Genomic DNA, 20,778 nt, shown 5'->3' on the forward strand with positions numbered 1-20,778 from the left:
CGCGTCTCGAACGGCATCGAATCGCCAATCCGATCGCGCCATCAATACGAGATCGCATCATCAACACGAGGAAGCGCATGGCGACCTACGCAATTGGCGATCTGCAGGGCTGTTACGCCGAATTCGAGACCCTGCTCGAACGTCTCGACTTTTCGCCCTCACGGGATCATCTGTGGCTGGCGGGCGACCTGGTCAACCGCGGCCCGGACTCGCTCGGCTGCCTGCGCAGGAGCGTTGCCCTGGATGGCGCCGCCAGCGTGGTACTGGGCAATCACGACCTTCACCTGCTGGCGGTGGGGCGTGGTCACGGTAAGCTCAAGCGCAACGATACCCTGACGGACATTCTCGAAGCCCCGGACCGCTCGGAGATGCTCGAATGGCTGCGCGGCCAGCCGCTGCTGGTCGCCGATCACGAGCGTAGCCCTATCAAAAATGGCTATGTGATGACCCACGCCGGCCTGCTGCCGCAGTGGTCGCTTGCCGAAGCCACCGAATTCGCCGCCGAAGCGGAAGCGGTCCTGCGCGGCGACGACGTGGATGCGTTCCTGAGCGTGATGTACGGCAATCGTCCTGCCCGGTTCACGCCCGAGCTGACCGGCGAGGATCGGATTCGAGCCATCGTCAACGTCTTTACCCGCATGCGCTTCATCGCCGACGACGGCACGCTGGACTTCGCTGCCAAGGAGGGGCTGGACAGCGCCCCGGCTGGGTTCGCGCCCTGGTTCACTTATCCGCGTCACGATGAACTTGCCGGCGGTGGCAGGCTCACGCTGCTGTTCGGCCACTGGGCGGCGCTGGAAGGGCAGACGCCGGGAGCGCGAATCAACGCGCAAGCGTTGGACACCGGTTGCGTATGGGGCGGATCATTGACCGCACTCGATCTCGACAGTGGCGAGCGCATTAGTGAACCGTCGCGTCAGCCCTAAAGACCAATCCCGACACTGAATGTTAGGGAAACGCTGAATAAATCGGCGAGCAGGATGAAGCGCAAGACGCACGGAGCGCAGGAGCCGGAGCCTATGGGGTATAGGTGAGGATTCCGACCGGGCTGGCGCTCCAGCACCGCGCAACGCAGCGATTCGCCTGCGCAGCTATTTAGGCAGTGTTTCCCAAGGAGCGATCCATGACAACCCCGTCTTTCCAACATCTCGACCCGGCGACGCTGGCGCAGTGGCTGAGCGAGGGGCGCTCATTGCAACTGGTCGACATCCGCGATCCGCTGAGCTTCTCGCAGGGGCACATTCCCGGCAGCCGCCACCTCGACAACACCACGGTGGCGGAACTGGTGGACAACACGCCCAGCGAAACGCCGCTGGTGGTGGTCTGCTATCACGGCCACTCCAGCCAGCAGGCCGCGAGCTGGCTGGCGGGCCAGGGCTTCGACGAGGTCTACAGCCTGGATGGCGGCTTCGTGGACTGGGCGCATCGTCGACCCGAAAGCGTCGAGCGCTAGACTGTCTTATCGAACCCAACCCGGAGCCGGACGATGAACTCGCAACCCGATTCCCGTCTCGACCCTCAAACCGATCCCAGGCTCGACGGGCTGGAGGTCTATCTCGTGGGCGGCGCCGTCCGCGATGCCCGCCTGGGCTGGCCGATCGGCGACCGGGACTGGGTCGTGGTCGGCGCGACGCCGGAAGCGATGCGCCAGCGCGGGTTCAAGCCGGTCGGCCGGGACTTCCCGGTCTTTCTGCATCCCGACACCCACGAGGAGTACGCGCTGGCCCGAACCGAGCGCAAGCAGGGGCGTGGCTATACCGGATTCGAGGTCCACGCCAGCCCCGACGTGACGCTGGAGGCCGATCTGGCGCGGCGCGATTTCACCATCAACGCGATGGCCGAGACGCCCGCCGGTGAACTGGTCGACCCCTACGGCGGTGCTGCGGATCTCGAGGCCAGACAGCTCCGGCATGTATCGGCCGCCTTCGTCGAGGACCCGCTGCGAGTGCTGCGAGCGGCCCGGTTTCTGGCCCGCTACCGCAAGCTGGGCTTCACCATCGCCGCGGAAACGATGACCCTGATGCGCCAGCTCACCGACAGCGGCGAGATGTCGTATCTGGTTGCCGAACGCGTCTGGACCGAGACGCACAAGGCGCTGGGGGAAGCCGATCCTGCGGCCTATTTCCAGACGCTGGAATCCTGCGGCGCCCTGGCGGAGCTGATGCCGCCCCTGTCGACGCCAGCGTTGGAACACGTGCTGGCGCGACTCGAGCACGTCCCCGACGAATCGGCTGCCTACCCGCTGACGCTCTGGCGCTGGGCGCGGCTCGGCGAGCACCTGCTGGACGACGAGCAGTCCCGACTCAACGACGCCGTCAAGGCACCCAATGCGTTCCGTGATGCCATGCGGCTGGCGGCGCTATCCTACCGGTTGCGCCAGCAGATCGGCGGGCAGCGGCCCGGTGTCGAAACGATCATGGCCTGGCTCGACGCCATCGACGCCTGGCGCCGCCCCGAACGGGTCGCACCCTTGCTGGCCTTGGTCGCCCACGACGACGGCAGCTTGGCGGACGATCTGGCGCTGGCCTGGCGACTCGCCTCGCAGATCGTGCCGAAGGCGCTGCTCGACGAAGGCTTTCGCGGGCCGGCGCTGGGCGAAGAGCTATCCAGACGGCGGAAGGAAACGGTGCGGGAAGCGCTGGGAACGTCATAAGATCATTGGCCCAAGGTCGGTTCGGTCCATGAAAACGTCCGAGCCATGAAAAACGCCCGCTGCGGAAAGTCCTCCACAGCGGGCGTCTTGTATTGCATGGCGGGTCGGGTCAGATGAACAGCCCGATGATCAGCGACATGACCAGCCCGACCAGCCCGATGATGGTCTCCATCACCGTCCAGCTTCTCAGGGTCTGCGCTTCGGTGAGGCCGAAGTAGCGGTTGACCAGCCAGAATCCGGAATCGTTGACGTGGCTCAGCACCGTGGCGCCGGAGGCGATCGAGATCACCAGCAGGCCGAGTATCGGGCCATCGAGGTTGAGCGTGGTGATGACCGGCGCCATCAGGCCTGCAGCGGTGATCATCGCGACCGTGGCCGAACCCTGGATCACGCGCACCGCCGTGGAGATCAGGAACGCCAGCAGGATCGGGGGCAGGGCGCTTTCGGCCATGATGTTGCCCATCACTTCGCCCACGCCGGAATCGATCAGTACCTGCTTGAAGACGCCGCCGGCACCGGTGACCAGAATGATGATGCCGGCCGGCTCCAGCGCCTTGGTGGCGACTTCCATGACCTGCTCCCGCTTCATGCCGCGGCGGGTGCCCAGCAGCGTGAAGGCAAGCAGCGTGGCCAGCGTCAGCGCCACGAACGGGTGGCCGAGGAAGGTCAGGGCGGCCAGGACCGGGCTATCTTCCGCCAGGATCACGCCGGAAACGGTGTTGAGCACGATCAGCGCCAGCGGCAGCAGGATGATCGACAGGATCAGCTTGAAGCTGGGCAGACCGGTGGTATCGACATCGTTCTTCGGCAGCTCCATGTAGTCGGGGATCTGCGCATCGATGCGCTTGCCGATCCAGCGGCCGAACAGCGGCCCGGCGATGATCATGGCCGGCAGGCCGGCGATGGCGCCGAACAGGATCACGTAGCCGAGATCGGCACCGATCAGCTTGGCGACGGCGATGGGGCCCGGCGTCGGGGGAATGAACGAGTGGGTCACGGCGAGACCCGCCAGCAGCGGAATGCCGTAGTAGAGCAGCGAGCGGCCGGTGCGGCGCGTCAGGGCGTAGATCAGCGGCACCAGGATGATGAAGGCGACATCCAGAAACACGGGAATCGCCACCAGAAAGCCGGTGACGCCCATCGCCCACTGCGAACGGTTCTCGCCGAACTTGTCGAGCAGCGTATTGGCCAGCCGATCGACGCCGCCGGAAACCTCCAGCATCTTGCCGAACATGGCACCCAGGCCGACGACGGTCGCGACGAACCCCAGCGTGCCGCCCATGCCTTTCTCGACGGTATCCAGCAGTTCCTCGACATTCATGCCGGTGGCCAGCCCGACCAGGCCACTGACGACGAGCAGGGCGACGAAGGCATGCAGGCGCAGCTTCATGACCAGATAGAGCAGCACGATGATGCTGCCCAGCGCGGCAAGGATCAGGGATGTTGGGCTATCCATGTCAAACGAATTCCTTGGTCAGAGCACACGGCGCCAAGGCGGGATATACGCCCTTGGTGGCGTTGTGCTTCGCGGTGGAGTTGGCGAAAATGGATGTTACCGGTAACAGCTGGATCTCAACAATGCGCCTAAAGGTGTAGAGACAACCGCAGCCGAATCGGTTTAGGCCGGTAGGCGAGTCAGCAAAACGAAACGGCACGAATCATACATGCATCAATCGGAAGGCAACGTCATGGACGCAAAGATGAGTCAGCGCATCGTCGTGATGGGCGTATCGAGCTGCGGCAAGACCGAAGTCGGGCAGCGGCTGGCGACCGCACTGGGCGGGCGGTTCCTGGACGGGGACGATTATCACTCGCCGGAAAGCGTCGCCAAGATGTCTCGCGGTGAACCCCTCGATGACAGTGATCGTGCAGGCTGGTTGCAGCGATTGGCAGAATTTCTGGCCGAAGCCAGGGCGCAGGGCGAAACGCTGGTCATCGGCTGCTCGGCGCTCAAGAAGCGCTACCGCGATACCCTGCGCAAGGGCGACGAGGCGTTGACGTTCGTCCACCTCGCCGGCAGCCGCGAGCTGCTGCTGCAGCGCATTCAGTCGCGTCAGGATCACTTCTTCAAGGGCGAAGCGATGCTCGACAGCCAGCTGGCGACGCTCGAGGCCCCGGGCGATGACGAAGCCGTCACCGTCGATATCGCCGGCACTCTCGATCAGGTAGTCAACGAAGCGGTGTTGAGGCTCGAGAAGCGCTTTCTCGCCGCCGAGAGCTGAAGTCTGGAGGCGTGATGTCGGTCACAGACTGCCGCCACGCCGAATCCGGAACCCCAGGTTCTCGCTGGAGGGTTGCAGCGGCGCGCCCTGAAGGCGTGCCAGCAGGCGCCTGGCGATGGTATCCCCGATGCCGCGCCGGGGCGTGACGACCGTCGCCAGCGGCGGCGCGGTCGCCTCGGTGATGTCCAGCCCGTTGAAGCCGGCCAGGGCCAGCTGATCCGGTACGTTCAGGCGGCGTCGCTGGCATTCGAACAGCGCCCCCGCGGCCAGGTCGTCGTTGCCGCAGAAGATGCCCTCCAGATCCGGCCAGCGCTCCAGCATGGAAGCCAGCATCTCTCCGCCCAGCCGATAGGAAGACGGATGCGGCGTCGTCAGGCAGCGCTCGGCCGATAGTCCCGCCTGGCGCATAGCCGCCTCCCACCCTGCCATGCGCAATTGCGCCCGGTAATCCATGCGCGCCCCCAGGAAGCCGATCTTCCGGTGGCCCCGGTCGAGGAAGGCCTGCGTCATCGCCTTGCCAGCTTCGTGCTGATCGAGCCCGACATTGATATCCAGCGGCGTCTCGGTCAGCTCCAGCGTCTCGACCACCGGCACGCGAGCGCGGGTCAGCAGGCGGCAGGCGTGGTCGGTATGGCGGGTGCCGGGAAGAATCAGCGCCTCGACGCCGTAGCTCAAGTAGGTGTCGATCAGCCGCTCTTCCTCGAGGATCGAGTAGCCGGTATGGCCGATCAATACCTGATAGCCGGCCTGGCCCAATCCTTCCTCGATCCCGCGCTGGATTTCCGAGAACACGGCGTTGGAGAGCGAGGGGATCAACAGCGCGACACTGTGCGACCGCCCGCTGGCCAGCGCGCCGGCGGAATGATTGGGGATATAGCCGAGTTCGTCGATGGTGGATTCGATGCGCAGTCGCAGCGCCGCGGAGACGAGATGCGGCTCGCGTAGGGCGCGCGATACCGTGATCTTGGTGACACCGACACGTTCGGCAATGTGTTGAAGCGTCACGCGTCCTGAAGAACGACGTGGCATGGCGATCCCCGCAAATCGATTATTCTGTCCGGTGTTACCGGTAACTTTCGGGGAAGATTACCATGCCGGAGCTGGCGAGCACCCTAAGCCCATGGTCGTAGAGAACGGCGCCAGCGCGAATCAGAACGACAGCAGCAACAGGATCAGCGGTGGCGACAGCAGCGACAGCAGAAAGCCGCTGACGATCGCCAGCGGCACGCAGGTAATGCCGCCGTACTGTTGAATCACCGGCAGGCTGACGTCCATGGAAGTGGCGCCGGCGTAGCCGATCGCCAGCGGCACGGCGCGCCGAATGAACAGCGGCACCAGCAGGAAGGCAAGCAGCTCGCGGGCCAGATCATTGAAGAAGGCCGCGCCGCCGAGCACCGGCCCGAGCTGGTCGCCGATCAGGATCCCCGACAGCGAATACCAGCCGAATCCGGCCGCCATCGCCATGCCCTGATTCCACGGCAATTGCAGCAGCGGTGCCGCGATCAGCCCCGCCAGCATCGAGCTCAGGAACACCGTCACCGCAATGGCCAGCCCCAGCCGGTTGAGCAGGATCTGGCGCAGCCCCAGCCCGGAATTGCGCAGCTGGCAGCCGATCAGGAAGAGCAGGGCGTAGAGCGCCCAGGTCGCCAGCGTTTCCGCCAGCGAGGCCAGGTGCCAGTCCAGAAGCTGGGCACCCGCGCCGAGACAGACGCCGAGAAGCACCACGCCCGCCAGCTGCAACGAGCCCAGCATCGCTTGCAGCTTGCCGGCGGGGGCCGGGCTGCCTTCGCCGTCCGCCGGCGATTTTCGACGGGCCAGTCTTCGGCGGGAGAGCCAGGCCAGCGCCAGCAGGTTGATCGGCGAGATCACCAGAAACAGCGTCAGCGCGGTCGTCCCGATGCGCGACAGCTGGCCGAGCAGATCCTCGAGCCCGCCGAGGCTGATGCCCATCAGCAGCAGGATCACGTAGACCGAGGCACTGACGCCGCGATCGATGGCCTGACGAATTCCCGTCTGCCGCACGGGAATGAGATAGCCCACGATCAACGGCAGCAATATCCATAACAGCCCCAGCAGCATGATTTCCCCCGAGCGAACCTGCAGCGCATCGGCAATGACGCGCCACGAAAAAACGGACGCCGATGAATCGGCGTCCGTGATTGGCTAAAGACTCTAGAGGATGTGGGATGAAGAGGGAAGAAGAGCTGAACGGTTATCGCTCGGCAGTGCTTCTTGCGGCGTCGCTCGGCCGATCCAGTGTCAGATCGGTCAACGTCAGGTGGCTGCGCGCTTCATCCTTCTTGACGTAGCGCATCTTCAGCAGCAGGCCCGGGATCTCGCGGTGGAAGGTGAAGTAGAGATGGCGGTCGCGCTTCTCCGGGTCCCAGGTGTCCACGGTAACGCCCGGAAACGTGCCGGCCGGCGTCTCGATATCGCTGCGATCGGTCACGCGATAGAAAAGCCGCTCCGTCTTGCCCTTGTGGTTCTGGTAGTCGAGCTCGCAGGGCGACACCTGCGGATTGGCACAGCGGGCGTCGGGCGCCTTGCGAGACAGCTCGAACAGGGCAGTCTGGCGATCCGGCAAGGCCTGCAACTGGTTCTTGTCCAGATGGTAGTCGTCACCGATGCCAACCAGCGAATAGGCGCTGGTGTAGTCCAGCGCCTGCACTCGGTCGCCATCCAGTTGGAACTGGCCGCGTTCCTCGCCGCTGGCGACCTTGATGCTGGCGCGCATGTCGCTCTCCCATACCTCGCCCGAGGAGGAAACATCGTCCTGGCGCGACAGCGTATGGGTGATCGACGCATCCGGCCAGCCGCTGATATCCAACCGGTAGTGCGCCGTGAACGGGGTAGGCGCGGCGAGTATCGAGCCGCTCCAGACAAGCATGGCAACCAGAAGGGCGGCGACGCGAGGTTTGAATATGCTCGTCGGCATCGAAGCTCCAATGAGGGAAAGTAGAGTCCCTTCAGACGCCGTTTGCCCGATCAGGTTCCGCCACTCGCCAAGCTCAATACCCCGCTTCGGGATCGATGGTTTCGACCGCCTTGCCCTTCGACATTGCGTCCAGCGCATCGGTGACCTGGTCGGCGGCGGCGCCGATCGGCGTCGGCCCGGCCATGTGCGGGGTGATCAGGATGCGGGGATGACGCCATAGCGGGCTGTCCGCCGCCAGCGGTTCACTGGGAAAGGCGTCCAGCAGTGCGCCCCGTAGATGACCTTCGAATTCATCGTAGCCCTCTTTGCAGCCCAGTGCTTCGAGCAGGGCGGGTTCGTCGATCAGCGTGCCGCGCCCCGGGTTGATCAGGCTGGCGCCGGCGGGGAGCTTGGCGAGGTTGTCGCGGTTGACGATATGGCGCGTGGCCGGCGTGTCCGGCAGCAGGGTGACCAGCGTCTTGACCTGGCGCAGCAGGGTGTCGAGCCCGTCGTCGCCGTGATGGCAGCTGATACCGTAGATCCGCTTGGGCGAGCGGCTCCAGCCGTGGACGGGGTAGCCGTCGGCGGCGAGCATCTGCGCGACACGGGTGCCGATCGCGCCGAGGCCCAGTACGCCGATAGGCCAGTCGGGCTTGTCGACGACCGGAACCTCCCGCCATTCGCTCGTCGCCTGCTGACGCCGGTAGCGATCGAAATCGCGCTGGAAATGCAGCACGCCATAGCGAGTATAGTCGCCGATCAGTTCGCCCATGCCGGCGTCGCGCAGCTTGACGATGGGGATCTCGCGGGGCAGCGACGGGTTCTGCAGCAAGGCGTCCACCCCGGCGCCCAGGTTGACGATGCCCTTGAGCGCCGTCTGTTCATCGAACACCGAGGCCGGCGGCTTCCAGGCGACCAGGTAATCCACCTGTGGGTTGCCGCTGTCCGCCGCGACGTGGAACTCGGCATTCGGCAGGCGTTCGAGCAGGATGTCGCGCCATTGCTCGGCGTCGTTGTGGTAGATCAGGACTCGCATCTGGGCTCCGTCGCCATTGTCTTGTTGGAGTCGGTCATCATCGCAGGTTATGGGCGGCGAAAGAAATCGCCGCTCGCAGCTCAGTACGCGATCTCCAGCATCGGCGGCGGCGCTTCGCCCAGCAACTGGCTCAGTACGTCCAACCCGCTGGAAAGCCGGGCCAGATCCGGCTCCGCCCCCAGGCTGATGCGCACGCGACGCGGCATGGCGGACTGCTCGACCAGAAACGGCTGGGCGGTGGTGATGGCGACGCCTTCCTGGCGGGCCTGCTGCTGCAGTTCCTCGGCGCGCCATGGCTCCGGCAGCCTCAGCCACACATGCAGGCTGCTGGGGCGCGATTCGATGGCATGACCCGCCAGCTTGCGCGCGGCCAGCGCCTGTCGTTCCGCCAGCAACTGGCGCTGTTCGTGGGCGAGCGTGTCGACCATGCCGCTGGCCAGCCAGTAATCCGCCAGTTCGAAGATCAGCGGAGTCGCCATCCAGCTGGTGGCACGCAGGCGCGGCAGGGTGTGATGCATCTGGCCGCGCGGCACGGTGAGATAGCCGGCGCGCAGCCCGGGCACGGTCGACTTGGTCAGGCTGGTGACATGGAAACTCTGCTGGGGCAGGCGGGAGGTCAGGGACTTGAGGCCCGGCGGTTCCAGCAGCGCGTGAACGTCGTCCTCGATCAGCCAGATGTCGTGACGCAACAGGATCTCGGCCACGGCGTCGCGACGGGCGTTCTCCATGGTCGCGCCGGTGGGATTGAGTTGGGTCGGCGTCAGGCAGACGGCACGCGGTCGGAATTTCACGATGGCTGCCTCCAGCGCTTCGGGGATGACGCCCTGCTCGTCGATCGCCACGCCGTGAAGCTGGAAGCCCAGCGTGCGCGCGAGCGCGATCAGGCCGTGGTCGGTCAGCGTCTCCGTCAGCACGACATCGCCGTGCTGGACGACCGTGGCGATCGCCAGCATCAGGCCGTGGGCGGCGCCGTTGCAGAGCAGCCGGTCGTCGGCCTCGCCGGGCACGCCGAGGCGCTCCTTGAGCCAGGCGTTGGCGCGCTCGCGCTGATGCTGCAGGCCGGCGATCGGGCGGCAGGCGCCGATCACGTCGGCGTGGGCGGTCTCGGCGAGCTCCGCCAGCGCATCGCGAAAGCGCCGATGGTGGGAAGGCGGGCAGACCGGATGCGCGATCGACAGATCGATGGGCGCCGCATCGGTGACCGCCGCCGGGGCGCGCAGGTATTCGTTCTCGGAATCGCCTTCGGCATCGCGAATCCAGGTGCCGCTGCCGACCCGGGCCTGGACGAGGCCGCTCTTCTCGGCCTGTTCGTAGGCGCGGGAAACCGTCTGCACGCTGACGCCCAGCGTCTCGGCGAGTTCGCGGTGCGTGGGCAGGCGCATACCGGGAGACAGCACGCCGTGGCGGACCGCTTCGGCGAGGGCGCGGGCGATGGAAAGATATTTGGGGCCGTGGCCGCCGAGGAAGGGCGTCAGATCGATTGTCATGATGCAATAAAGCCTTTGACGGCACGCTGAGCGACGATGCTACTATCGTCCTCGATGCATTGACCGATAATTGTCATGAATGTTGATAGTTAAATCATGACAATTTCACACCCGGTCGGCAAGCGGCAGGACACCCGGCACGATCCCCTCGACCGCCGATGTCCCTACAATTTGGTCCCGTTAGTCGAGTGGCTCCATGTTTCAGGTTTCTTTACCTTTCTCGCGTGAAGAGTACGCCAGTCGTTTGCACAAAGTGCGCGTTTCCATGGCGAGCCGCGGAATCGATGTTCTCGTCGTCAGCGATCCCTCCAACATGGGATGGCTGACGGGTTACGACGGTTGGTCGTTCTATGTGCATCAGTGTGTGCTGGTGGGTCTGGAAGGCGAGCCGGTCTGGTACGGGCGACGTCAGGATGCCAACGGCGCCTGGCGCACCTGCTGGATGGACGCCGAACGCGTGCGCTACTACCCGGATTACTACGTCCAGAACCCGGACATGCATCCGATGGAATATCTGGCCCAGTCGGTGCTGCCGGAATATGGCTGGCATACCGGCAATGTCGGGCTGGAGATGGACAATTACTACTTCTCGGGCAAGGCCTACGTAAGCCTGCTCAAGGAGTTGCCGCATGCCCAACTGGTCGACGCCACGGCGCTGGTCAACTGGTGTCGTGCGATCAAGTCGCCGCAGGAGATCGCCTACATGCGCACGGCGGCGCGAATCGTCGAGTGCATGCATACGCGCATCCTCGAGATGATCGAGCCCGGCCTTGCCAAGAGCAAGCTGGTCTCCGAGATCTACCGGGTCGGCACCGAGGGCTGGACCGACGAGCACGGCACGGTCCACGGCGGCGATTATCCGGCGATCGTGCCGTTGCTGCCGACCGGCAGCGATGCCGCCGCGCCGCACCTGACCTGGGACGATACCCCGTTCCGCAAGGGCGAAGGGACGTTCTTCGAGATCGCCGGCTGCTACAAACGCTACCACGCGCCGCTGTCGCGGACCGTCTTCCTCGGCAAGCCGCCGCAGGACTTCATACGCGGCGAATCGGCCCTGCTCGAGGGGATCGACAACGGCCTGGCGGTGGCCAAGCCTGGCAACCGCTGCGCCGATATCGCGCTGGCGCTGGGCGCGGCGATGGACAAGTACGGCTTCGACCGGGGCGGCGCGCGCTGCGGCTACCCGATCGGGATCAGTTATCCGCCGGACTGGGGCGAGCGCACCATGAGCCTGCGCCCCTCCGACGAGACGATCCTCGAGCCCGGCATGACCTTCCACTTCATGCCCGGCATGTGGATGGACGACTGGGGGCTCGAGATCACCGAAAGTATCCTGATCACCGAAAACGGTGCCGAGCCGCTGTGCAATTTTCCGCGCCAGCTGTTCGTCAAGTAAGCCGCGTCAGCTGTTAGTCAAACAAGAACGTGCCGGGCGTTCGTGAAAGTCGATCGTGGAACAAGGCCAAACAGCGGGTCTGGAGCCCGCCACGAATCCGGCCCGCCCGGCTATTTTGCTACCTTTCAATGACGCACCTGCAGCGATCCGCCAGGGCGCGTCATCCGCTTCATTGAGGAGAGTTCGCATGTCCGCAACCCTGCGTCCCAGCCCGATCAGCGCCACCGTCGACTTCGATGCCCAGGGCGTTCAGCACGGTTTTCTCAAGCTGCCGATCTCGGTCGACGAGTCGGCCTGGGGCGCGGTAATGATCCCGATCACCGTAGTCGCCAACGGCGAAGGCCCGACGGCGCTGCTGACCGGCGGCAACCACGGCGACGAGTACGAGGGCATCACCTCGCTGCTGAAACTCGCCAGCACGCTCGAGGCGAAGGACGTGCGCGGTCGCGTGATCATCGTGCCGATGATGAACACGCCGGCGGCTGAGGCGGGCAAGCGTACCTCGCCGCTGGATGGCGGCAACCTCAATCGCAGCTTTCCCGGCGATCCCAACGGCGGCGTCACTTCGCAGATCGCCGACTACTTCAATCGGGTTCTGGTGCCGATGTGCGACGTGGCGCTGGACCTGCACTCCGGCGGTCGCACGCTGGATATCGTGCCGTTTGCCGCCGCGCACCGGCTCGACGATCTCACCCAGGAGAACGCGAGCCTGGCCGGCGCGGTCGCCTTCGGCGCGCCCTACGCGATGATGATGTTCGAACTCGACGCCACCAAACTCTATGACACCGCGGTGGAGTCCCAGGGCAAGACCTTCGTCACCACCGAGCTGGGCGGCGGCGGCACCTCGACGCCGGCGAGCCTGGCCGTGACCGAGCGCGGGGTGCGCAACTTTTTGACTCATTACGGTTTGATCGCCGGCGAGATCGAGAAGCCGACGGAGCCGATGATCTACGTCGATATGCCGGACGCCAGTTGCTACGTCCAGAGCGAGCACTCCGGCCTGCTGGAATTGACGCTGTCGCTGGGCGATCGTGTCGAGAAGGGCGAAGTGATCGCCCGGGTCTATGACATGACGCGCACCGGCGCCGCGCCGGTCGAATACCGCGCCCAGCGCGACGGCATTCTCATCGCCCGGCGATTCCCGGCCAAGGTCGGCATGGGCGATACCATTGCCGTGGTGGCGGAAGTGGTCGAATCACTGGAGCGTGCGGGTTCTTTATCGGCCCCGAAGCTGGCCGAATGAAACTGGATCGTTACGACCTCAAAATCCTCGAGATCCTCAGTCGCGACGGTCGCATCACCAAGTCGCGGCTGGCGGAGGCGATCAGCCTCTCTGTCAGCCCGTGCTGGGAGCGGGTCAAGCGGCTGGAGAAAGCCGGGATCATCGAGGGTTACAGCGCTCGCATCAATCCCGACGCCATCGTCAAGCGTACGCCGGTGTGGGTGCAGATCGAGCTCAAGCAGCATAACGCCGAGAGCTTCGCCCGCTTCGAGCGCATGGTGGCGGAGACCGACGCCGTGGCGGAATGCGTCGCGGTCGGCGGCGGCGTCGACTACCTGGTCAAGATCGCCGCCGACAGCATCGACGCCTATCAGCGCCTGGTCGATGCGTGGCTCGTCTCCGATCTGGGCATCGAGCGCTATTTCACCTATATCGTCACCAAGACGGTCAAGCGCGAAGGGCCGCCGCTGCTGGTAGCTGACAAGATGTAAGCGCTCACTGATTAGAACTTGAAAGATAAGGACTTTATCATCATAGCCTGTTCTCTCTATCTCGTATGTCAACATGTTGCTGACATGATCATGCATCCATTTCCTGCAACGCCTTGAGAAAATGTTCTGCAAAATAAGGTGGATTCTCTGCCATAGGAAAGTGCCCAAGCTTCGGCATCGTCCAGTAAAGCGCCCCCGGAATCTTATTGGCTGTAGCTTCTGACATGGCGGGGGTACATGAGTAATCGTACTCGCCTGTCATCATGACCACCGAGCATCGCTGAGTATCGATCTTGCTCATGCGCTGACGGCCGTCCCACTCGCCGCTATAAAAGTCGATATCTCCCGCAAAAGTGGCGTATCCGCCTTGAGAATACCCCCACCAGATTCGGCGACGGTAAATATCGGGACTATAAGGGGATATCAAACCATAGATCCACTCTGGCACGAACAATGACTGGTTGACCTGCGAGTGCTTGGCCCAGGCGATTTTGCGTCCCGGTATATAATCACTGGCCTCACATGCGATGACGCCGTGAAAGCGGTCGGCTGCCTGATAAGCGATCTGCAGACAGATGGCTCCCCCCATGGAAGAGCCACTTAATACCGGGCGCTGTAGTGACAGCGCTTCCTGAACTGCAAGAATGATTTGGATATAACGCTCCGTCGAAAGTTGCCACTCTCCAGGCATTATACCGGGCCAAGGATCCGAGCGGCCATGGCCGGGAAGATCAAAAGCAATAAGTCGGTAATGATTGGTCAGTTGCGACATACGCATCAAATCATGATACTGACGACTATCTGCACCAGCCGTGTGCAATAGCAGGACATCTTTGCCCTGGCCGGCCACCTCGTAAAAGATGTTTATGGGTCCACTATCTGTTTCTATAGCGATATAGGAACCATGCGGTAGAGGGCCCGCAGACGTTAACGTCTGCGGTCGGGGTGAGCTATTATTGATGACTTCACGTCCAATATCCAGAACACGCCGGACAATATGCGCGTTTTGCATCATTAACTGCTCTTCCCCTTCAATATTCGCCGACTCCGTGCGCATCAGCATGCCGAAGAAATGCTGATAGCTAGGCGGTGGGATTTCTTGCATGAATGATTGCCAGTCATCATGAGACGCAACAATTCCGAAGGCCGCATTATTCGTTGATTTTTGAGGCCCATGTTCATTGAAGTGAATGGAGAAGCTATCACGACTCCCTGTGGTATTAATTTTATCCACCGTAAAATTAATGTTTGAACTCCATGTCATAGATTTCAACTCACGGTCATGCTGGCAAGCTTCTAACCATAGAGCTTTGTGATTATTGCTAAATATATTCATGGCTACCTCGCTGTAGAATATGCAGGGGTGGAAGAAAGCATGCGTTTGTTTCGCGTGGCAAAATAAACGGCAATAAATGTCAATATGCTAACAATGATGAGATATGGTGATAACGACACTTTTGGACTTAGGCCAGATGAGAGCAGTGACGTCAGGATCAGCGGCGCGAAGCCGCCACCTAAAATAGCACCAATTTGGTATCCCAACGAAGCTCCACTATAGCGCACAGCGGGTGTGAACATTTCTGCAAATAGAGTCGCCATTGGACCATACATCAAGGGGTGAATCAGGCTCAGGCCGATGAAGGTGAGTATCCCCAGTGTAGTGGCAGAGATGTCCAGTTCGCTGCTGATAAAAAAGAACGGATAGGTGTAAAGCGCGAAAAGTACCGTGCCAGTCAAGAAGACTTTCCGGATACCGATATGATCTGCCAATAAGGCAGCTAAGGGAATTGTTGCAACTTCAATGATTGAAGCAATGGCGACCATAAGAAGAACAGAGCCACGTTCCATCCCTAGTATGTTAGTGGCATACGTTAAAATAAATACCGCAAAAAAATAGAAGTTAACGAAAGGCGCCAGGCAGGCACCGGCCGCCAACATGATGTTAAGAGGGTGCTTCTTTATGGCATCTAGAATTGGAAGCTTTGACCTTCTTTTTGACTTTTTAACTTCATTGAACTCTGGGGACTCAATGACCTTTAGTCGCAGGAAAAGTCCTACGACGATCAAGAAGGAGCTCAGAATAAAGGGTATACGCCATCCCCAAGCCATAAACTCCTTATTCGGCAATAATGAGAATAGTCCAAATGCGACCGTGGCAAGAACCAGGCCAGCGGGCGAACCTGCCTGCGTCCAGCTTCCGGCTAAACATCGACGTCTTTTAGGGGCATGTTCAACTGACATTAATACAGCACCGCCCCATTCTCCGCCTACCGCGAAGCCTTGAACCAGACGGCACAGGATCAATAGCATAGGAGCCAATAACCCAACCTGCTCGTAGGTAGGTAGTAAGCCGATGGCTACAGTAGCTAGGCCCATCCCTACAAGGCTGTATATTAGCATCGACTTACGTCCGACCCTATCACCAAAATGGCCAAATACGACACCACCGATTGGACGAGCAATAAAGCCGGCGGCGAAAGCTCCGAAAGATGCCATAGTTCCCGCAATGTCTGAGAAATTCGGAAAGAAAAGGTGATTGAAAATAAGTGCTGACGCGGTTCCGTAAAGAAAGAAGTCATACCATTCGACTGTGGTGCCAATAAAGCTGGCTATAATGGCGCGCTTCATCATGTCATTGGAAGCAGTGTTTTTATTTATCATGGCTATATCCAGGCTGATTTTGTTTATAGTTTCCAGGTTTTATCTGGGGTCAGGTTAGGCATATTATTGTGTTTGGGTTTTCAGTATCTAATGCGGGAAAACGATCCATGACTTCTGGATCATGACCAGGGATTATCAAGTCAAGGGAAGTTGCCAGATTCTGGAGTAACACGTGTCCATCAAGCATTTGCCCAGTATGGTAGACGATTGGAAAAGGTTGTTTGCGTTCAAAGTTTTCATAGTAATGAGCAGCATCAGATGCCAACACCATCCAGCCGGTATTTGTCCACAGTCTTACAATTTGTAGGCCAGCACAATGACCGCCAACATGGTGGACATGAAAAGAAGGAAATATCTCTTCATCTCCCGAAACGAAATTCACCTTTTCGCTATGAACCAAGTTTACTAAATTCATGATATCCTCCACGTCGTAAGCGTGGCGGAGAAACGGATGATACATATAACGACCGGTAGCGAAAGACATTTCACTTTCCTGTAAATGAAATGTCGCACTGGGGAATAAGTCAACATTGCCTGCGTGGTCATAATGCAGGTGTGTCAATATAACATCAGTGACCGCTTCGGTATCGATGCCTAACTGGCGCAGGCCTTCAGATGGAGAGCAAAGAAATTCACGCCCTCGTCGCTGCGCAGATTGCGAACTGAATCCCGTGTCGATAATGATAGTGCGTTTCTCAGAGCGAGCCACCCATATATAGAAATCCAGGTTGCTGGCATGTTTATGAGGGTCTCTACCAATAAAATTGTCACCTTCCTTTCGAGCTAGCGTTGCATAACGAATGGCGTAAACTTGGTAGGTTTCGTTGTCAGTCATAAGGACTCCTTGAGCTTATCAGGTGGGCTGATGATATTTTGCCCTACCGTTGAGTTTGATGGACCGCAACATTCCGATAAACGGGTCACGACGGGCACAGGGCCGAATCGAATGTGCGCTAATGCTAGTCCGAGTTGTTGCTTGGGCTGTGCGTATGAATTGCTCGGTATGTGCTTTCCATGACTAGTGAAACCATAATCGTTAATGACGCGCTATCGCTAAGCATCTCAACCCCTCCGCAGTTGCTGGTCCGCACTAGCTGCCCCTCTCTGTCATCGAACTACGTGCTGAGGCGATGAGCTGTGCTGGACTTTCGTATTGCTTGACATCTCAGTGCTGTGTGGCAAACCATATCACCAGATAGACCGCTTGGTACGCTAGAGAGACCAAAGTAGAACGTGCCAATAATATATAGCTGGCTGGAGGAGGGTTAGCAGATTGCCCTCAGACCGTGTGGAGATAGGCCGTTATGCATTCTGAAGATAAATTGAAGCCGATGTTAATCGGTTCGGAGTGGCTGAAGCGCGAGGAGGGCGCGATTGCGTCGTTGAACCCAGCGACAGGCAAGGTCAACTGGTGGGTTTCGAGCGCAAACGAAGCGTTGGTTGAACGAGCGGTTGAAACGGCTAGTAACGCCGTTCGTCAGAAAGCGTGGCAATCGATGCTTCCGCATGTAAGAGCTCGAATACTCGGCAGCATCTCCGAGGGAATACGTGCCCATTCTGAAGAGCTGGCGCACTGCCAGATGCAGGAAAATGGCAAGGTTTTGAGCGAGTGTCGTGCCCAGGTGGCAAGCGCAGCGGATACCTACCGCTACTTTGCTGCCGTATGTGAAACACAAGGCTCGGAAGTGACACCGGCGCGTGGTGATTACCTCTCGATGACGACCTATGAACCTTATGGCGTTGTAGCAGCCATTACTCCCTGGAACTCCCCGCTGACGATGGAGGCGCAGAAAGTGGCTCCGGCTTTGGCGGCAGGCAACGCTGTCATTCTTAAGCCGTCAGAGGTTACGTCTTCTACAGCGCTGATTGTCGCCAAAATTGCTCTAGAAGCAGGGCTTCCATCAGGCATCCTGAATGTTCTTCCAGGACAGGGAGAGATTGCTGGTAAAGCACTGGTTCAACACCATAATGTGCGTATGGTCTCATTCACGGGAGGCACCGTTAGTGGAAAAGCCATTGCTTCCATGGCTGCTCAGCGGCTAATTCCGGTAGCATTGGAGCTTGGTGGTAAATCACCGCATATCATTTTTGATGATGCCTGTATTGATTCCGCAATCGATAACGTTGCTGGCGGAATATTTGAAGGGAGTGGTCAGTCTTGTGTGGCTGGTTCTCGACTTTTTGTGCAGCGGAGCGTCTTCCAGGAAGTCGTCGATAAGCTGGTTGAAAAGGCTAATGCAATAACAGTCGGTCTTCCTGAAGAAAGTGGGGTCGAGATGGGGCCTCTCGCCACGATGGCTCAGCGTGATCGAGTGGAGGCCATGGTCGATTCGGCGCGCCGAGAAGGGGGGAATATTGTAGCCGGGGGAAAGCGTCCCTCTGATCCTTGTCTTGCAACAGGGGTATTTTACAAGCCAACAATTATTACCGATTTAGACTCTTCATCTAATGCGGTAAGTGAAGAAATATTCGGACCTGTTCTATGCGTACTCCCTTTTGATAGTGAAGAAGACTTAGTAGAAAAAGCCAATGACAGTGTCTTCGGTCTGGCAGCGGGAATCTGGACCGCTAACTACCAGAAGGCTTGGCGTGTTGCCAACGCATTGGAAGCCGGTAGTGTTTGGATTAATACTTATAAAAAGCTCTCTATATCGACCCCATTTGGCGGTTACAAAGAGAGTGGATTGGGACGTGAGAAAGGTATTAGTGGTTTGAGGCTATATCAGCAGGTTAAAAGTATTTATTGGAATATGGTTTAGAGTTTATCCAATAATGACTAGCTTAAGTGATTTAACAGAAGGGTATCTATATGTTAGAAGATCCGGTTGCGGAGTCCTTGGTATTGGGTTTTATTGGCGTAGGGGTAATGGGAGAGCCTATGTGCCGCCATTTAACCAAAAAAAGCGGCAGGAAGGTCTTAGTCAGTGATAATCACACCGCCCCTCTGGCGCGGCTGGAAAATGAGGGAGCGTTTCGGGCCAGCTCACAGCAAATTGCTCAGGAAGCCTCAATTATTTTTCTTTCATTGCCTTCCGGTGATGTTGTCCGTGAAGTTCTGACATCGGAGCAAGGAATACTACCGCTGCTCTCTCCTGGTCAGATCATTGTTGATCTGAGTACGTCATCAGTGGAGAGCACGCGAAAAATTGCCGGGCAGCTAAAGGATAAAGGCATCAAGTTTGCAGATGCTCCTGTGATGCGCACGCGAGCTGCGGCTGAGTCTGGCACATTGGCGATCCCGGTGGGCGCCAGCGACGATGTGTATGCCCACATCAGCCGCTATTTAGGCTGCTTCGCTAGTGACATTAAGCACGCTGGCAATATTGGCGCTGGCCAGATCGTAAAGATACTTAACAACATGGTATTGTATGAAACAGTATTAGCGCTCTCTGAGGCCCATGCGATTGGAAAGCGCGCGGGTGTGGACCCTCAGGTGCTGTTTGAGGCCTTTGCCGATGGGTCAGCTGACAGCTTCGCTTTGCGGAACCATGGTATGGGAGCCATTCTACCCCAGCATTTCCCCGAGGCGGCGTTTCCAGTTTACTATGCTAGAAAGGATGTGGGCTATGCTATGGACTTGGCCACCCAGATGGGCATCGACGCCACTGGTGCTCGCAACTTGGTGAGTACCTTTGATCGTGCTATCGAAGCGGGACATGGCGACCGATACGCGCCGGCTATCAGCTTGATTTTCGAGGAAAAATAAACGATTGAAAGAAAATGATGACTCTGCTTCTCCTGCCTTGGGAAAGCTGAAAAGCGCCAGAGAGGTAAAGGGTGGCGTTGCTGCCGTGGACCGTGCCTTTGCGGTGCTAGTAGAGATAGAGGGCTCTATAGAACCGCTTTCTCTGACGGAACTTTCACATTCTACGGGCTTGTACAAGAGTACAATCCTACGCTTACTTGTATCCTTGATAAGGGCATCATTGGTGGTCCAGCGTTCTGACTACCGATACGAGTTGGGGCCAATGGCGTTCCGTCTGGGCAGAGCGTATGAGGCAACTAACCAGCTTGAAGCCCATGTTCAGGCTGCGCTGGATCATTTGGTTTCTCAGGGTACGCAGAGTGCGTCATTCCATATCCGATACGATGACACGCGTCGCTTATGCCTGCTGCGTGTCAATTCCAAACATTCCACATTGGATAATGTCAATACAGGCGATCTGCTGACTTTGCAGTATGGAGCTCCAGCTAAAGTCATTGAGACCTTTACGCCAAAATCGTGTAAAAAGCCAGTCGATACTGAAACGCTTATTTTTTCTTCCATGGGTGAGCGTGACCCGTCATGTGCTTCTATATCATGCCCTGTTTTTGGTTCTCAGGGGATATTTATGGGTGCATTATCCCTGTCGGGACCTAAGGACCGCTTCGACGCAGCTTCTGTAAGCTGGATGACGTCAATACTACTTGAAGAAGGACGATTGCTTACTAAAGCTCTAGGTGGTGAATGGCCAGGTTAGCTACAGATATCGTACTCTTATAGTATTTTTAATAAAGACAAGTTTTATCTTGTTTTGAAGTGACCCCCTCCAGAACTGCACAGGGTATAGTGCAGCCAAGGAGGACAGGATGAGCGACGACAACCCCCATCAAGCGATGGACCGCGAAGCGCAAGGCCACCGTGGTCATGGATATCTTCAAGGGCAAGACCACGGCTGCTGAGGTGGCTCGCCAGTACGATCTCACTGTCTCCGAG

The 20,778-nt window shown here is 59.4% G+C and carries 19 protein-coding genes; 10 read left to right on the forward strand and 9 right to left on the reverse strand.

Going from position 1 to position 20,778, the window contains the following annotated elements; genetic code table 11:
- The first annotated feature begins 77 nt into the window (after nucleotides 1-77).
- From BC443_RS08355 to BC443_RS08365, 3 genes are all read left to right on the forward strand, one after another.
- Nucleotides 78-926: a symmetrical bis(5'-nucleosyl)-tetraphosphatase gene (locus BC443_RS08355; RefSeq protein WP_071231385.1), complete on the forward strand. Its 849-nt coding sequence runs from the start codon at nucleotides 78-80 to the stop codon at nucleotides 924-926.
- A gap of 197 nt (nucleotides 927-1,123) precedes the next feature.
- Complete coding sequence (glpE, locus tag BC443_RS08360; RefSeq protein ID WP_071231386.1) at nucleotides 1,124-1,453, forward strand: thiosulfate sulfurtransferase GlpE; 330 nt, start codon at nucleotides 1,124-1,126, stop codon at nucleotides 1,451-1,453.
- A gap of 33 nt (nucleotides 1,454-1,486) precedes the next feature.
- A complete protein-coding gene (locus tag BC443_RS08365; protein ID WP_071231387.1) occupies nucleotides 1,487-2,653 on the forward strand; it encodes a polynucleotide adenylyltransferase in 1,167 nt (388 codons plus the stop codon).
- A gap of 109 nt (nucleotides 2,654-2,762) precedes the next feature.
- Here BC443_RS08365 and BC443_RS08370 read toward each other — a convergent pair whose 3' ends face one another.
- On the reverse strand, nucleotides 2,763-4,109 hold the full coding sequence (locus tag BC443_RS08370; RefSeq protein ID WP_071231388.1) for a gluconate:H+ symporter: 1,347 nt from the start codon (nucleotides 4,107-4,109) through the stop codon (nucleotides 2,763-2,765).
- Between the two features lie 208 nt (nucleotides 4,110-4,317).
- Here BC443_RS08370 and BC443_RS08375 point away from each other — a divergent pair, with 208 nt between their 5' ends.
- Nucleotides 4,318-4,875: a gluconokinase gene (locus BC443_RS08375; protein ID WP_244179751.1), complete on the forward strand. Its 558-nt coding sequence runs from the start codon at nucleotides 4,318-4,320 to the stop codon at nucleotides 4,873-4,875.
- A gap of 21 nt (nucleotides 4,876-4,896) precedes the next feature.
- On the opposite strand, the gene BC443_RS08380 is transcribed toward BC443_RS08375, so the two are convergent.
- The 5 genes from BC443_RS08380 to BC443_RS08400 all read right to left on the reverse strand — a co-directional run bounded on the left by BC443_RS08380 (nucleotide 4,897) and on the right by BC443_RS08400 (nucleotide 10,312).
- Nucleotides 4,897-5,904 carry a LacI family DNA-binding transcriptional regulator gene (locus BC443_RS08380; protein ID WP_170835864.1) on the reverse strand — a complete coding sequence of 336 codons (1,008 nt, stop codon included), beginning with the start codon at nucleotides 5,902-5,904 and terminating at the stop codon, nucleotides 4,897-4,899.
- Nucleotides 5,905-6,024: 120 nt separating this feature from the next.
- Nucleotides 6,025-6,954 (reverse strand): lysine exporter LysO family protein, encoded by a 930-nt coding sequence (locus BC443_RS08385; protein ID WP_071231390.1) that lies wholly within the window; start codon nucleotides 6,952-6,954, stop codon nucleotides 6,025-6,027.
- Nucleotides 6,955-7,087: 133 nt separating this feature from the next.
- Complete coding sequence (locus tag BC443_RS08390; RefSeq protein ID WP_071231391.1) at nucleotides 7,088-7,810, reverse strand: hypothetical protein; 723 nt, start codon at nucleotides 7,808-7,810, stop codon at nucleotides 7,088-7,090.
- Between the two features lie 73 nt (nucleotides 7,811-7,883).
- On the reverse strand, nucleotides 7,884-8,825 hold the full coding sequence (locus BC443_RS08395) for a glyoxylate/hydroxypyruvate reductase A (protein WP_071231392.1): 942 nt from the start codon (nucleotides 8,823-8,825) through the stop codon (nucleotides 7,884-7,886).
- 80 nt (nucleotides 8,826-8,905) lie between these two features.
- Nucleotides 8,906-10,312, reverse strand: coding sequence for a PLP-dependent aminotransferase family protein (locus BC443_RS08400; protein ID WP_071231393.1), 1,407 nt, complete (start codon nucleotides 10,310-10,312; stop codon nucleotides 8,906-8,908).
- Between the two features lie 196 nt (nucleotides 10,313-10,508).
- Here BC443_RS08400 and doeA point away from each other — a divergent pair, with 196 nt between their 5' ends.
- From doeA to BC443_RS08415, 3 genes are all read left to right on the forward strand, one after another.
- Entirely contained in the window at nucleotides 10,509-11,708 is a 1,200-nt protein-coding gene (doeA, locus tag BC443_RS08405; protein ID WP_071231394.1) for an ectoine hydrolase DoeA, read from the forward strand.
- 187 nt (nucleotides 11,709-11,895) lie between these two features.
- Nucleotides 11,896-12,951: a N(2)-acetyl-L-2,4-diaminobutanoate deacetylase DoeB gene (doeB, locus tag BC443_RS08410; RefSeq protein WP_071231395.1), complete on the forward strand. Its 1,056-nt coding sequence runs from the start codon at nucleotides 11,896-11,898 to the stop codon at nucleotides 12,949-12,951.
- Nucleotides 12,948-13,421, forward strand: a complete 474-nt coding sequence (locus tag BC443_RS08415; RefSeq protein WP_071231396.1) for an Lrp/AsnC family transcriptional regulator — start codon at nucleotides 12,948-12,950, stop codon at nucleotides 13,419-13,421. Before doeB ends, BC443_RS08415 begins: the two co-directional genes overlap by 4 nt.
- A gap of 88 nt (nucleotides 13,422-13,509) precedes the next feature.
- On the opposite strand, the gene BC443_RS08420 is transcribed toward BC443_RS08415, so the two are convergent.
- Genes BC443_RS08420 through BC443_RS18180 form a run of 3 tightly spaced genes read right to left on the reverse strand, consistent with a single transcriptional unit; the run spans nucleotide 13,510 to nucleotide 16,917 of the window.
- Nucleotides 13,510-14,757 carry an alpha/beta hydrolase gene (locus BC443_RS08420; protein WP_210766266.1) on the reverse strand — a complete coding sequence of 416 codons (1,248 nt, stop codon included), beginning with the start codon at nucleotides 14,755-14,757 and terminating at the stop codon, nucleotides 13,510-13,512.
- Nucleotides 14,758-14,759: 2 nt separating this feature from the next.
- A complete protein-coding gene (locus tag BC443_RS08425; RefSeq protein WP_071231397.1) occupies nucleotides 14,760-16,082 on the reverse strand; it encodes an MFS transporter in 1,323 nt (440 codons plus the stop codon).
- A gap of 49 nt (nucleotides 16,083-16,131) precedes the next feature.
- Nucleotides 16,132-16,917 (reverse strand): N-acyl homoserine lactonase family protein, encoded by a 786-nt coding sequence (locus BC443_RS18180; RefSeq protein ID WP_083387287.1) that lies wholly within the window; start codon nucleotides 16,915-16,917, stop codon nucleotides 16,132-16,134.
- A 469-nt stretch (nucleotides 16,918-17,386) separates the two neighbouring features.
- On the opposite strand from BC443_RS18180, the gene BC443_RS08430 reads away from it, so the two are divergent.
- From BC443_RS08430 to BC443_RS18185, 3 genes are read left to right on the forward strand one after another with little or no spacing between them, the layout of a single operon-like run.
- Complete coding sequence (locus BC443_RS08430; protein ID WP_071231398.1) at nucleotides 17,387-18,841, forward strand: aldehyde dehydrogenase; 1,455 nt, start codon at nucleotides 17,387-17,389, stop codon at nucleotides 18,839-18,841.
- Nucleotides 18,842-18,891: 50 nt separating this feature from the next.
- On the forward strand, nucleotides 18,892-19,788 hold the full coding sequence (locus BC443_RS08435) for an NAD(P)-dependent oxidoreductase (RefSeq protein ID WP_071231399.1): 897 nt from the start codon (nucleotides 18,892-18,894) through the stop codon (nucleotides 19,786-19,788).
- Nucleotides 19,789-19,792: 4 nt separating this feature from the next.
- Complete coding sequence (locus BC443_RS18185; RefSeq protein WP_210766267.1) at nucleotides 19,793-20,542, forward strand: helix-turn-helix domain-containing protein; 750 nt, start codon at nucleotides 19,793-19,795, stop codon at nucleotides 20,540-20,542.
- Nucleotides 20,543-20,778: the final 236 nt, after the last annotated feature.

It is taken from the genome of Salinicola sp. MIT1003 (assembly GCF_001858555.1).
Lineage (GTDB): Bacteria > Pseudomonadota > Gammaproteobacteria > Pseudomonadales > Halomonadaceae > Salinicola > Salinicola salarius.

Coding starts and splice junctions, on each gene's coding strand:
- BC443_RS08380 (WP_170835864.1), bottom strand. CDS start 5,904: ATGCCACGTCGTTCTTCAGGACGCGTGACGCTTCAACACATTGCCGAA.
- BC443_RS18180 (WP_083387287.1), bottom strand. CDS start 16,917: ATGACTGACAACGAAACCTACCAAGTTTACGCCATTCGTTATGCAACG.
- BC443_RS08355 (WP_071231385.1), top strand. CDS start 78: ATGGCGACCTACGCAATTGGCGATCTGCAGGGCTGTTACGCCGAATTC.
- doeB (WP_071231395.1), top strand. CDS start 11,896: ATGTCCGCAACCCTGCGTCCCAGCCCGATCAGCGCCACCGTCGACTTC.
- doeA (WP_071231394.1), top strand. CDS start 10,509: ATGTTTCAGGTTTCTTTACCTTTCTCGCGTGAAGAGTACGCCAGTCGT.
- BC443_RS08400 (WP_071231393.1), bottom strand. CDS start 10,312: ATGACAATCGATCTGACGCCCTTCCTCGGCGGCCACGGCCCCAAATAT.
- BC443_RS08425 (WP_071231397.1), bottom strand. CDS start 16,082: ATGATAAATAAAAACACTGCTTCCAATGACATGATGAAGCGCGCCATT.
- BC443_RS08435 (WP_071231399.1), top strand. CDS start 18,892: ATGTTAGAAGATCCGGTTGCGGAGTCCTTGGTATTGGGTTTTATTGGC.
- BC443_RS08385 (WP_071231390.1), bottom strand. CDS start 6,954: ATGCTGCTGGGGCTGTTATGGATATTGCTGCCGTTGATCGTGGGCTAT.
- BC443_RS08365 (WP_071231387.1), top strand. CDS start 1,487: ATGAACTCGCAACCCGATTCCCGTCTCGACCCTCAAACCGATCCCAGG.
- glpE (WP_071231386.1), top strand. CDS start 1,124: ATGACAACCCCGTCTTTCCAACATCTCGACCCGGCGACGCTGGCGCAG.
- BC443_RS08420 (WP_210766266.1), bottom strand. CDS start 14,757: ATGAATATATTTAGCAATAATCACAAAGCTCTATGGTTAGAAGCTTGC.
- BC443_RS08415 (WP_071231396.1), top strand. CDS start 12,948: ATGAAACTGGATCGTTACGACCTCAAAATCCTCGAGATCCTCAGTCGC.
- BC443_RS08395 (WP_071231392.1), bottom strand. CDS start 8,825: ATGCGAGTCCTGATCTACCACAACGACGCCGAGCAATGGCGCGACATC.
- BC443_RS08375 (WP_244179751.1), top strand. CDS start 4,318: ATGCATCAATCGGAAGGCAACGTCATGGACGCAAAGATGAGTCAGCGC.
- BC443_RS08430 (WP_071231398.1), top strand. CDS start 17,387: ATGCATTCTGAAGATAAATTGAAGCCGATGTTAATCGGTTCGGAGTGG.
- BC443_RS08370 (WP_071231388.1), bottom strand. CDS start 4,109: ATGGATAGCCCAACATCCCTGATCCTTGCCGCGCTGGGCAGCATCATC.
- BC443_RS08390 (WP_071231391.1), bottom strand. CDS start 7,810: ATGCCGACGAGCATATTCAAACCTCGCGTCGCCGCCCTTCTGGTTGCC.